This is a genomic window from Salmonella sp. NW1250, assembly GCF_051812965.1.
Lineage (GTDB): Bacteria > Pseudomonadota > Gammaproteobacteria > Enterobacterales > Enterobacteriaceae > Salmonella > Salmonella enterica.
The window spans coordinates 589928-602627 of sequence record NZ_JAMNDD010000001.1 but is presented as its reverse complement, the minus strand read 5'-3'; the positions used below and the strand labels follow the sequence as shown (position 1 = coordinate 602627).

At 51.7% G+C, this 12700-nt stretch carries 12 protein-coding genes and 1 pseudogene; 5 read left to right on the top strand and 8 right to left on the bottom strand.

What is annotated here, in order from left to right; all coding sequences use genetic code 11:
• Positions 1-25 precede the first annotated feature (25 nt).
• Positions 26-616: a GTP cyclohydrolase II gene (gene ribA / locus NBA72_RS03050; protein WP_001176284.1), complete on the bottom strand. Its 591-nt coding sequence runs from the start codon at positions 614-616 to the stop codon at positions 26-28.
• 195 nt (positions 617-811) lie between these two features.
• On the opposite strand from ribA, the gene pgpB reads away from it, so the two are divergent.
• From pgpB to yciH, 5 genes are all read left to right on the top strand, one after another.
• On the top strand, positions 812-1576 hold the full coding sequence (pgpB, locus tag NBA72_RS03045; RefSeq protein ID WP_000948651.1) for a phosphatidylglycerophosphatase B: 765 nt from the start codon (positions 812-814) through the stop codon (positions 1574-1576).
• Positions 1577-1725: 149 nt separating this feature from the next.
• Complete coding sequence (locus NBA72_RS03040; RefSeq protein WP_000876301.1) at positions 1726-2034, top strand: LapA family protein; 309 nt, start codon at positions 1726-1728, stop codon at positions 2032-2034.
• A 6-nt stretch (positions 2035-2040) separates the two neighbouring features.
• The gene (lapB, locus tag NBA72_RS03035) at positions 2041-3210 is read left to right on the top strand and encodes a lipopolysaccharide assembly protein LapB (RefSeq protein WP_000891378.1); all 1170 of its coding nucleotides are present in this window, start codon (positions 2041-2043) and stop codon (positions 3208-3210) included.
• A gap of 190 nt (positions 3211-3400) precedes the next feature.
• Positions 3401-4138 (top strand): orotidine-5'-phosphate decarboxylase, encoded by a 738-nt coding sequence (gene pyrF, locus NBA72_RS03030; RefSeq protein WP_001529407.1) that lies wholly within the window; start codon positions 3401-3403, stop codon positions 4136-4138.
• A complete protein-coding gene (gene yciH / locus NBA72_RS03025) occupies positions 4138-4464 on the top strand; it encodes a stress response translation initiation inhibitor YciH (RefSeq protein ID WP_001285199.1) in 327 nt (108 codons plus the stop codon). The genes pyrF and yciH overlap by 1 nt, the downstream gene beginning before the upstream one ends.
• Before the next feature lie 119 nt (positions 4465-4583).
• On the opposite strand, the gene osmB is transcribed toward yciH, so the two are convergent.
• From osmB to fabI, 7 genes and pseudogenes are all read right to left on the bottom strand, one after another.
• Entirely contained in the window at positions 4584-4802 is a 219-nt protein-coding gene (osmB, locus tag NBA72_RS03020; protein WP_000481166.1) for an osmotically-inducible lipoprotein OsmB, read from the bottom strand.
• A gap of 258 nt (positions 4803-5060) precedes the next feature.
• A complete protein-coding gene (yciT, locus tag NBA72_RS03015) occupies positions 5061-5813 on the bottom strand; it encodes a DNA-binding transcriptional regulator YciT (protein ID WP_042947133.1) in 753 nt (250 codons plus the stop codon).
• Positions 5814-5899: 86 nt separating this feature from the next.
• A complete protein-coding gene (locus NBA72_RS03010; protein WP_001279854.1) occupies positions 5900-6079 on the bottom strand; it encodes a YciZ family protein in 180 nt (59 codons plus the stop codon).
• A 121-nt stretch (positions 6080-6200) separates the two neighbouring features.
• Positions 6201-8183, bottom strand: a complete 1983-nt coding sequence (gene pdeR / locus NBA72_RS03005) for a cyclic di-GMP phosphodiesterase (RefSeq protein ID WP_077917522.1) — start codon at positions 8181-8183, stop codon at positions 6201-6203.
• Positions 8184-8444: 261 nt separating this feature from the next.
• Positions 8445-10379, bottom strand: coding sequence for an exoribonuclease II (locus NBA72_RS03000; protein WP_000485041.1), 1935 nt, complete (start codon positions 10377-10379; stop codon positions 8445-8447).
• 244 nt (positions 10380-10623) lie between these two features.
• A pseudogene (locus tag NBA72_RS02995) lies at positions 10624-11601 on the bottom strand (carboxymuconolactone decarboxylase family protein); the annotation flags it as partial.
• 199 nt (positions 11602-11800) lie between these two features.
• Positions 11801-12589 carry an enoyl-ACP reductase FabI gene (fabI, locus tag NBA72_RS02990; protein ID WP_000506501.1) on the bottom strand — a complete coding sequence of 263 codons (789 nt, stop codon included), beginning with the start codon at positions 12587-12589 and terminating at the stop codon, positions 11801-11803.
• Positions 12590-12700 lie beyond the last annotated feature (111 nt).

Below are 12700 nucleotides of genomic sequence, written 5' to 3'. Positions count from 1 at the left end.
AGGCCCGCGCTTTAATACCGGTGGCTTACTTGCTTAGTAGGTGGCCCATTTTGGCCGCTTTAGTATCGAGATAATGCTCATTATTTGGATTACGACCCACAATGAGCGGAACGCGTTCGACGATATTAATTCCCGCCTCGGTCAGTATTTCGACTTTCTTCGGATTATTGGTCAGCAGGCGAACTTCATCCACGCCCAGTAATTTGAACATATCCGCGCACAGGGTGAAATCACGCTCATCGGCGGCAAAGCCGAGCTGATGATTGGCCTCCACCGTGTCATAGCCTTGATCCTGTAACGCATAAGCGCGAATTTTATTAAGCAGGCCGATATTGCGGCCTTCCTGACGGTGGTAAATCAGAATACCGCGTCCTTCTTCCGCAATATGCGTCAGCGCGGCTTCCAGTTGAAAACCACAATCACAGCGCAGACTAAAAAGCGCGTCCCCAGTAAGACATTCGGAATGAACGCGAGCCAGTACCGGCGTTTTACCTGAAATATCGCCAAAAACCAGCGCGGCATGGTCGTGTCCGGTTGCCAGTTCTTCAAATCCCACCATCAGAAAGTCACCCAATGGGGTTGGCAGTTTGGCTTCTGCCACACGTTTAAGCTGCATGTATTTCTCCAGATTATGCTGACGCCTGCGGTGTCGTCGCCTGTTGGCTTGTATCCCGCTATTTTGCCATAAGGCGGCGGACATCACCTAATCACTACCACGTAATTGCTCAGGAATGGCACAAATTTGTCAATTTTCCAGTCCGGCGAGAATTTTCAGTTATGATTGTGATACTTACTTATAAAAGGAGCATCCATGCTTTCAATTGCGAGGCGCACCGCGGCAGGCGCCGCCCTGTTGCTTATCATGCCGCTTGCCGTATGGGTATCAGGCTGGCAGTGGCAGCCAGGACATCAGGTCTGGTGGCTAAAAACGCTATTCTGGATAACGGAAACCGTGACCAAACCCTGGGGCGTTATCACGCATGTGATTCTTTGTGGATGGTTCTTATGGTGCCTGCGATTTCGCCTGCGCGCCGCCATTATGCTGTTTGCGATTCTCGGCGGGGCGATTATCGTCGGGCAGGGCGTGAAGTCATGGGTAAAGGAGCGCGTACAGGAGCCGCGGCCATTTGTGGTCTGGCTTGAAAAAACGCACCATATTCCCGTCGATGAGTTCTACACTTTAAAGCGTACAGAACGCGGACATTTAGTGAAAGAGCAGTTGGCCGGGCAACAGAACATCCCTGTTTTCCTGCGTCAGCACTGGCAAAAAGAGACGGGCTTTGCGTTTCCCTCCGGACACACCATGTTTGCAGCGAGCTGGGCGCTTTTGGCCGTGGGTCTGTTATGGCCGCGCAGACGGACTTTCACCATCGCGTTTTTGTTAGTCTGGGCGACCGGCGTAATGGGCAGCCGTTTGCTTCTGGGAATGCACTGGCCGCGAGATTTAGTGGTCGCCACGCTCATCTCCTGGCTATTAGTTACCCTGGCGACCTGGCTGGCGCAGCGAATTTGCGGGCCGCTTATGCCGCCTCGTGAAGAAGCGCAAGAAATTGCTGAACGCGAGCAGGAAAGCTGACAACGGTTGATTTTCTGACTATTGCCCTTAAATCATCTGATGGCGGGCGCATTTCCATTTCGCGCGAGGCGGGAAAATGGTAATTTAGAAGGCTGGATGCGGTAAGTTGGACACGATTTATTCGCGCAAACCACATAACGGGAAGTAATGTGAAATATTTACTCATTTTCTTACTGGTATTGGCGATTTTTGTTATTTCGGTGACGCTGGGCGCGCAGAATGATCAACAGGTGACGTTTAACTACCTGCTGGCGCAAGGGGAGTATCGTATCTCCACGTTGCTTGCTGTGTTGTTCGCCGTCGGTTTTGCGATTGGCTGGCTGATTTGCGGCCTGTTCTGGCTGCGGGTCCGCGTTTCCCTTGCCCGCGCTGAACGTAAAATTAAACGACTGGAAAACAAGCTCTCGCCAGCAACCGACGTTGCGGTCCCTGCCGATTCGTCGGTTGTAAAGGAATAATCATTTATGTTGGAGTTGTTATTTCTGCTGTTGCCTGTAGCCGCTGCCTATGGGTGGTATATGGGTCGCAGAAGTGCGCAACAAACAAAACAGGATGAAGCTAACCGTCTGTCGCGCGATTATGTCGCAGGGGTTAACTTCCTGCTGAGTAACCAACAAGATAAAGCGGTGGATCTGTTCCTCGATATGCTTAAAGAGGATACGGGCACCGTTGAGGCTCATCTCACTCTCGGTAATCTGTTTCGCTCACGCGGCGAAGTCGATCGCGCCATTCGTATTCATCAAACGCTCATGGAAAGCGCTTCATTGACCTATGAACAGCGTTTACTGGCTGTTCAGCAACTGGGGCGCGACTATATGGCCGCCGGTTTATATGACCGCGCGGAAGATATGTTTAACCAACTTACCGACGAAACGGAATTTCGCGTAGGCGCGTTACAGCAGCTCTTGCAAATCTATCAGCTAACCAGCGACTGGCAAAAGGCGATCGAAGTAGCAGAACGGCTGGTGAAACTGGGCAAAGATAAACAGCGTATCGAAATCGCCCATTTTTACTGTGAGTTAGCGTTACAGCAGATGGGCAACGACGACATGGATCGCGCGATGGCGTTGCTGAAAAAAGGTGCCGCCGCAGATAAAAATAGCGCCCGGGTGTCTATCATGATGGGGCGCGTTTATATGGCGAGAGGGGATTACGCCAAAGCGGTCGAAAGCCTGCAACGTGTGATCGTTCAGGATAAAGAGCTGGTCAGCGAAACGCTGGAGATGCTGCAAACCTGTTATCAACAGCTCGGTAAAAATGCCGAGTGGGCGGAGTTTTTACGTCGCGCCGTTGAGGAGAATACCGGTGCTGGCGCTGAGTTAATGCTTGCCGATATTCTGGAAGCACGTGAAGGTAGTGACGCAGCTCAAGTCTATATCACGCGTCAGCTACAGCGACATCCTACCATGCGGGTGTTCCATAAGCTGATGGATTACCATCTCAACGAGGCGGAAGAAGGGCGAGCGAAAGAAAGCCTGATGGTACTGCGTGATATGGTTGGCGAGCAGGTGCGCAGTAAACCGCGGTATCGTTGTCAGAAATGCGGTTTTACCGCCTATACCTTGTACTGGCACTGTCCGTCCTGCCGGGCATGGTCGACCATTAAACCTATTCGCGGACTTGATGGGCAGTAGTATATAAAAAAAGCTTCAATTTAGTTACAACATACTTAATGACATAAGACAAGAAACGACGCTGGCATCGGCGGCCAGGGCTTATCAGGTTGTCAATCGAACCTGTTAATTTCCCTGCGCCGCAGGTAGAATGCACGCCGTTTATCCAATTTGCGCCACTTCCGGTGCCCATCATCAAGAAGGTCTGGTCATGACGTTTACTGCTTCATCTTCTTCCTGCGCTATTACTGAATCGCCTGTCGTTGTGGCGTTGGATTACCATGAACGCGATAAAGCCCTGGCGTTTGTCGATAAAATCGATCCTCGCGATTGTCGCTTAAAAGTGGGCAAAGAGATGTTCACGCTGTTTGGTCCACAGCTCGTTCGGGATCTCCAGCAACGTGGGTTTGATGTCTTTCTTGATCTAAAATTTCATGATATTCCCAACACCACGGCCCGGGCAGTCGCTGCAGCGGCAGACCTGGGCGTCTGGATGGTAAACGTTCACGCGTCTGGCGGAGCGAGAATGATGGCCGCAGCGCGCGACGCGCTGGCGCCATTCGGTAAAGATGCGCCGTTACTCATTGCCGTGACCGTGTTGACCAGTATGGAAACCAGCGATCTGCGCGATCTGGGCGTGACGTTGTCACCGGCGGAACATGCGGAGCGGCTGGCGCGCCTGACGCAGCAATGCGGGCTGGATGGCGTGGTCTGTTCCGCTCAGGAAGCGGTCAGATTTAAACAGGTCTTTGGCGCTGCATTTAAGCTGGTGACGCCGGGCATTCGGCCCGCAGGCAGCGAGGCAGGCGACCAGCGACGCATTATGACGCCCGAACAGGCATTATCCGCCGGCGTCGACTATATGGTGATTGGCCGCCCGGTTACGCAATCGGTAGATCCGGCGCAAACGCTGAAGGATATTAACGCGTCACTGAAACGGGAGGCATAATGAGCGATTCCAATAGTCGTCTGGTTTATTCAACACAGACGGGGCGCATTGAAGAACCTAAAACGGCGCCGGTTCGTCCCAAAGGGGATGGTATCGTTCGCATTCAGCGTCAAACCAGTGGCCGTAAGGGTAAAGGCGTATGTTTGATTACCGGTATCGAGATGAATGATGCTGAATTAACCAAACTGGCGGCTGAACTGAAGAAAAAATGCGGCTGTGGCGGGGCAGTAAAAGAAGGGATTATTGAAATTCAGGGTGATAAACGCGACTTGATAAAATCATTGCTGGAAGCTAAAGGAATGAAAGTAAAATTAGCTGGCGGCTAATGAAAACGCCACGGTTGTAAATTACCGTGGCGTAAAAGTCAACTTTGTCTATTTTTGTAATCCAGACCTGAAAAGAATAAGCGTATTATTTTGAGCCGTTCAATATTTAAACGTCTGGATTATTTTCCAACCTGATGACCAATCACGCCGCCGACCGCCGCGCCGCCCAGGGTGCCTAATGTACTGCCGTCCGTTAACACTGCGCCGCCTAACGCCCCCGCACCTGCGCCAATAGCCGTGTTGCGATCGCGCTTGGACCAGTTTGAGCAGGCGCTCAGAGACATTGCTACGGTGATTGCCAGCACAGCAGCGGCCATTTTTTTGCTCGTCATAAACATAATACTCTCTCCTGAATTAACGATTCACGGAATTAAGCTCACTATAACTATAGTTAAAATAAAACCTGTTAAGAGATTTTCCGTAAAACCTGATTGCGCAGGGGTATATCACGCAGGTGATAGTCACTTCCTGTTATTTCGCTAATATTAATTTTACGACGTTACGCTCGTTACAACAGGTAAATAGTCTTAATTGGGATGTCAGAAAAGTCTTAGAGAGAGGATGATTTGCCATAGGGCAAACCATCGGGAAATATTTTAAACGGATGAGCCAATAACATTGACTAGCAGCCCCGCATGTTCTAACTGCATTTGATCGCTGGCGGAAATTTTGGAATCCGTAATGACACGATGGAAGCGAGAGAGCGGGCCCAGGGGATAGGGATGCACACAGCCAAATTTGGAGCTGTCGGTGAGGACAATCGCTTCTGAGCCTTTTTCCAGAACAGCGTTAACCACATCCGATCGCATCATGTCGCGTCCGGTAAAACCGGTATCAGCCTGCCAGCCATCAATACCGATAAATGCTTTGCTGAAATGCACTTGATGGATAAACTGTCGCGTCAACGGCCCTACCATGCTTTCACTTTTTTTCTGATAGATTCCACCGAGGAGAATGACTTCGCAAGGGGTCTCTTTGAGCAGGTGCGCGATATAACTGCTCACGGTGATGATCGTGACATCTTTTTGTTCCGCCAGCGTCCGGGCCAATAGCGCATTGCTGCTGCCATTTTCAATAAAAACGGATTCCCCTGGACGGACCAGCGAGGCGGCGAACTCCGCCAGTCGGCGTTTTAGCGTGTAGTTCGTCATCATGCGAGTCTCTACGTCATCGCTCTCAAGCGAAACGGCGAAACCGTGCGCACGGCGTAAATAGCTCTGTTTTTCCAGGGTATTCAGATCCTGACGAATCGTGACTTCAGATACGCCGGTAATTTTCGCCAGTTCAGCAACGCTCATCTGGCCTTTATCAACCACCATTTGCAAAATTGATTGTTGTCGGGAGTTCATAGTATTAATTTTATACGTTAAGAGGAGTCAACAGACAGTCAGAGAGCCGGGAAGGACTAACGGCCATCCCGGACAAATAATCGCTATCAGATTTCCCAGGGCGACCCGGGAGCCTGGGATGGCGAGATACCGTCTTTAACCTGATCTAACAGCTCTGCTCTCAATATTTCAAGGTTATTGATGGCCGAGTGGTAATCGCCAGCAACAAGGATATCCAGCACGGTATCAATGCGTGCGGCAATTCGTTGTGCTTCGATATCAGACATGTTTGTCATCCTTAATGTCAGAAAAGGTTTCAATTCATGATGCAGAAATTAATCTGAAAAGAGAAGGGAAAAATAGGGCTATGCCTGTCTGCACAGGCTGTTCTCCCTATTATCGCCGCCATTAACGCATTTTTTTCGTCTGATAACGTTTGTACCAGCGTTCAAAAGAAACGGCGGGCATAGGTTTAGCGAATAAAAAGCCCTGTCGTTCATTGACACCGTTTTTTGTCAGGAAGGCATCTTCTTTAGCATTTTCTACGCCTTCGGCAATCACTTGTAAATTTAGCGCCTGAGCCACCGCGACAATCGCCCGAACCAGAGATTGCGACAGCGGTTGCTTATGGATATCTCTGACGAAAGCCTGATCCAGTTTAACGGCATCAATAGGGAACCGGGCGAGTTGAGAAAGCGAAGAATACCCGGTGCCAAAATCATCCAGATGAATCTGGGCGCCGAGCTGACTAAATTGCTGGATAACCGATAGCGCCAGCGTGTCATTTTCGATCAGGCAGCTTTCCGTTAGCTCGACATCGATCGGGCAATACTCAAAATTCAGATCGTACAAAGCCTGTTTAAGCGCAGTAAAAAGCGTCTGGTCGGCCAGTTGTCGCGCCGAAAAGTTAACGGCTACGCGCAAGTTAATCCCCTTATCGCGCCATCTCGCAATCTGGCGAACCACATCCAGAATCACCCAGCGGCCCAGCGGGACGATGAGTCCTGACTCTTCGGCATATGAGATGAACTCCAGCGGCGGAATTAATCCGCGTTCCGGCGATTGCCAGCGTACCAGCGCTTCCAGGCTACGTACTTCGCCGCGCCAGGTAATTTTGGGCTGATAGTGAATAAGTAACTGGTCGTTTTCCAGCGCTTTTCGCAGGTTTGTATCCAGCCAGTGATAGTCAAATACGCGCTGATTCATTTCCGGCGAAAAAACGCAGAACTGACCGCGGCCACCTTCTTTGGCGTTATACATTGCGGTGTCGGCAGTGCGAATGAGACTTTCGCTGTCCTGTCCGTGCCGGGGGGCCAACGAAATGCCAATGGCGCATCCCGTGTAAACTTCAATGAGTCCAATACGAAACGGTTGCCGCAGACGGGTAAGGATTCGTGAGGCTACTGCTTCCAGCGCGGCCTGAGACGTATGGGCAGCGAGGACAATGAATTCATCTCCCCCCAGTCTGGCCAGCAATTGGTCTTCCTCCAGACAACTCAACAGCGCCAGCGAAACGGCCTGTAAGAGCTGATCGCCAAACATATGCCCATAGGCGTCATTAATTTTCTTGAAGTTATCCAGATCGAGATAAACGATACCCACCTGCGACTCGCCAGCCGAGGCAATAGCATGATTAATAAATTCATGAATAGCATTGCGATTGGGCAGGCCGGTGACGGTGTCTGTATTCGCCAGTATGCGTAAACGCTCCTGAGCCCGCCTTTCTTCGGTGATATCCGTGCCTGCGCAGATCAGGAAAATTTCGTTTTTTCCGCTACCGTTATGGACGAATTTATTACGAAATAAGAACAGGCGTTGGCCTTTACGGGTCTTTATCCAGCGTTCGATTTCATAGGCATTGCCATTGCGAAAAAAATTCTCAATGTAGTGCCGGGAGGCAACCGCCTCCCGGCGACTCATAAATAATTTAAAGACGCTTTGACCAATTACATCTCGCTCTTTTAAGCCTGTGTACTCTTCGCATAACCGATTAAATCGACAGATTTTTCCCCGACTATCCAGTATCGCAATGACTGAGTTGGCTTCTGATACGATTTGCTCGGCAAAAGAGAGCTCCTGCGCCTGCGTTGGCGCGATGGCAGGCGCATCAGGCCAGGTTGCCAGGCAGCCAGCCCATTCACGGTTATTAATCTTACGGCCTACCAGGTGCACTGCGGTAACCTGTTTTTCTATCAACAACGTTATCAGCAGACTGGACGTAATCGCCGTTATTTCCCGGATACGCCCGGCTTGCTCCGGCGATAGCTCGACCGTTTTTTCTGCATCCGTTTCACCTGTCGGGGAGAGATACAGCACGTTGCGGTCATCAGCCAGACGCCAGTGAGAGTGAAGGGGATTTAGCGCCGTTTGTTCCTGAATCTGTTTCATCATGCGTACCATCCCATTTAAGCGCCAGGTGCCCGAAAAGAAAGGTTAGCCATGTTATAAATAAGGGTAATTATGGCTGAACGTATTGTTTTATCTATGTATTCATATGTAATCCAGATTCTGGAAAAAGCATAGTCGCCAGCTAAAAATAACAAGAAATGGGGCGCTTGAATAAGATTAAACTTAGAGCATGACGGAAGGGAGAAGAAGAAAAGAAACGGCCTTTGCCTTCTCAGCAAAGGCCGTTGAGCGAGCTAAGCGTGGTTACGCTGCCGGTCGGGCAATAATGCTGCGGGTTTCCATGCGAACTTCCGCAATAGTGACATCAATGACATCCGTCACTTTATAAACCGTCTCACCTTTAATCTGTACCGTACCGTTTTCCTGGCTGCATACCAGTTCATCGCGAACGGCGTGCAGGAACGGAGCTGGGATAAAGGCGATAGCGCCGTTATCGACCAGTCGCACACGCATACCACCGCGGCTGACGTCAATAATTTCTGCCGCGAAACGGGTATTTGTCCCCGCCTTATCGTTAAGGAAGCGTGCATATAACCAGTCGCCGACATCGCGCTCCGCCATGCGGTTCAGGCGACGGCGTTCCGCCATTTGCTGGGTGATATCTTCCTGCGGACGCGCAATAGCTTCCCCCTTGATGACCGCTTTCAGCAGGCGATGGTTAATCATATCGCCATACTTACGGATGGGAGAGGTCCAGGTGGCATAAGCCTCAAGACCAAGACCGAAATGCGGCCCCGGCTCGGTGCTGATTTCCGCAAAAGACTGGAAGCGACGAATGCGGCTGTCAAGGAAACCGGAGGGCTGCGCATCCAGTTCGCGACGCAGTTTACAGAAGCCTTCCAGCGTCAGCACCTCTTCGGCATCGACATGCAGACCATGCGTTTTCAGCAGCGCGGCAAGCGCGTCGGCATTCGCGGGATCGAAGCCCGTATGTACGTTGTAAATACCGAAACCGAGCTTATCGCGCAGTACGCGCGCGGCGCAAAGGTTAGCGGCGATCATCGACTCTTCTACGATACGGTTAGCGATACGGCGCGGTTCCGCCACAATATCCAGTACTTCGCCTTTTTCGCCAAGCACAAAGCGGTAATCCGGGCGGTCTTTAAAGACTAACGCATGATGATGACGCCACTCACTGCGGCTTAGACAAATACGGTGCAACAGACGAATCTGCTGGGCAATGCCTTCGTTATCCGGCTGCCAGGTGCCGTTATTTTCCAGCCAGTCGGAGACATTGTCGTACGCCAGCTTGGCCTTCGATTCGATGGTGGCCGCAAAAAAGGCGATATCATCGTCAATGGTGCCGTCCGCGGCGATTATCATGCGACAGGCGAGCGCCGGACGCACTTCGTTGGCGCGCAGTGAGCACAGATCGTCAGACAGCTCACGCGGCAGCATAGGAATATTAAAGCCCGGCAGGTAGTTGGTGAAGGCGCGAATTTTCGCGGCGTTATCCAGCTTACTGCCTTCGGCAATCCAGGCGGTAGGATCGGCGATAGCCACCGTAAGCTGGAGTCTGCCGTCCGCTAATTCCTCAGCATATAGCGCGTCATCCATATCTTCAGTGCTGGCGCTATCGATAGTGACGAAATTCAGCGCGGTCAGATCCTGGCGCTCCAGCCCTTCGTCCAGCATCTCCGTCGCTACGCCGTTCGGTGCTTCTTTTTCCAGGTTGTGGCGGGCAAGCGTAACCCACCAGGGAACAAAGTGATCGTCGGCAAAGGTGATGTACTGCGTTAAATCGGCGTAAAACGAACGGTCGCCTTTAAGCGGATGGCGGCGCATTTCGGCAACCGCCCAGTCACCTTCTTTGAACTCATGCTGAACGCCGCGCGCGGCGCGGCAGGGAATCGCGTCTTTCAGCAACGGATGATCCGGCACGATGGACAGGCGGTCATTTTTACCCTGAACTTTTCCCACAAAGCGCGTCAGGAACGGTTCGATCAGTTCTTCCGGCTCGGCAGACTCCCGTTCTTTTTCCGTGTGGATGACCGCGACGATACGATCGCCATGCATCACTTTTTTCATCTGCGGCGGAGGAATGAAATAGCTTTTTTGCGCGTCAACCTCAAGGAAGCCAAAGCCTTTTTCCGTGGCTTTTACGACCCCTTCAGCGCGCGGCGTCTGGGAATGCAGTTGCTGTTTAAGCTGCGCTAGCAGCGGGTTGTCCTGAAACATATTCGTCTATTTTCGTAGCCAAAAGAGCGGCTGACAGTTTTACGCGATTCTGCCTGGCGCAGCAAGCGCTCTTTCAGTAATGGATGAGTTAATAGGTTTCGCCCAACGCGATTTTTAAACGATTTAACCATCCGCACACGCCGCACCAGCCTAACATATTAATGGCCTGCTCCGATGAAACTCCCCTGGCGAGTAGCGGGAAAAAATGCGCGGCGCTAAAGCGATCGGGCGCTCTGGTGAGCCATTGTATCGCCTGTGTCAGCGCAGGCTCAAGCTCCCAACGAGCGATATCGTCGTCTTCCTGGCGTAACGTGATGACAGCGCGACGCCACGCGCCAGGTTGGGTTGCCTGTTCGTTAAAGCAGGCGGCGCTGCCGTTGATACGTGATGTGAGGAGCGTGATAAGTGGAAGTAAAGAAGGGAGCGACGCGGTGTGTAATGTGCTGGTCAGTATGCGTTCGAGTAACGCGAATGAAGACGGATCGCGGATGAGTACCGGCGCCATCATTTGGCATTGTGAAGACGAATATTGCCGCCGAATTTTGGTATGGGCTGGAGGATATTCTACCAGACTGGCGGCGGGCCGCCATATCGTCTGGGGGTTTTGAAACCGCGCGGCCCTGGCAAAGCGCTGCATCTCCTGGCCGGGCAGTTCGCGCACGGGCAGACGGCAAAACGCCTGAAATATCGCCGCTACCCGCGCCTGAAAACCGATAAACCCAATGATCTGATTGATGAGTACGGTATCCCGGGCGGTTAATCCCACCTCTGCAAGCTGTTCGCGGGCCCGCGTATTGATAACGGAGGGGGAGCCGGCAAGCTGACGAGCGTATTGCGTAATTTGCGCCAGCCGTTGATTGCTCTCTCTTGAGGCGTCAGGGCCAGGTAGCGGCGCCAGACGCGCGGCATAATGGCGGCACAAACGCTGAACCCCAAATACCTGAGCGGCGGTCAGCGCGGTGCACATACGTTCATAGGTGCTAAACGTATGAAGCCGGTCGTTGAGAACCGTGCGGGGAAATAAGACATCCGCCAACTGGCGAGCGGGCTTTAACCATGACTCAAAAGGCGTCAACGCGGTTTCTGATACCGTTAAATCCAGTAAAAAACGATCGTTAACATACGCGGCTTCCGGCATCAGCGAAAGCGGGGTTTGTGACGACATAGTGGATTGTGTTTCATGATACCAGTGGCTTTTACCCGCTTTTCGGCATTGTTCCATAGGGTTTCCCGAGGATGAAATGGCGATCGATAATGATTCGGCGTCGGATCGTTTATGCTGGATTATCCTGGCGTATGCGGGAAAGGGATGAAAGATTGTTAGGTGATAACAAATATCAGAACGCTATATAACGAGATGAGTGGTGAGTGAGGGGAATGGGGCAGCACAGCCGTGCCGCCCGCTAATAAACTTAATGCGCTTACTTCAGTTCCAGTTCATTCATTGCCGCAATGCTGAACCCGCCGTCAACATGGACGACTTCGCCAGAAATGCCTGCCGAGAGATCGGAACACAGAAACGCCGCTGAGTTACCCACATCTTCAATAGTCACGGTGCGACGAATTGGCGTAACGGCCTCACAATGCGCCAGCATTTTACGGAAGTCTTTAATACCGGACGCCGCCAGCGTGCGGATTGGACCCGCAGAGATGGCGTTGACGCGAACCCCTTCCGGTCCCATAGCGTTTGCCATATAACGCACGTTGGCTTCCAGAGAGGCTTTCGCCAGACCCATGACATTGTAGTTCGGGATGGCGCGCTCCGCTCCCAGATAAGACAAGGTCAACAGCGCAGAACCCGGATTCAGCATGGTGCGGCAGGCTTTCGCCATGGCAACAAAGCTGTAAGAGCTAATATCGTGAGCGATTTTAAAGCCTTCGCGGGTAACCGCATTAACATAATCGCCGTCCAGCTGATCGCCAGGCGCGAAACCGATCGAGTGTACAAAACCGTCAAATTTCGGCCAAACGTTACCCAGCTCCGCAAACATAGCGTCAATGCTGGCATCTTCAGCGACATCACACGGTAAAACGATGCTGGAACCCAGCTGGGCAGCAAATTCTTCTACGCGGCCTTTCAGTTTGTCGTTCTGGTAGGTGAACGCCAGTTCAGCTCCTTCGCGGTGCATCGCCTGTGCGATACCATAGGCGATGGACAGTTTACTGGCCACGCCAGTGACCAGAATGCGCTTACCGGAAAGAAAACCCATAGCTTTAATCCTTATAGTCATTGCTTATTTTTTGCTTTTACGAACAATGGTTAACAGCAACTTTTCAACATTATTCGAAATTAGTCTGAAATTATATCCCACTCCTGGCCC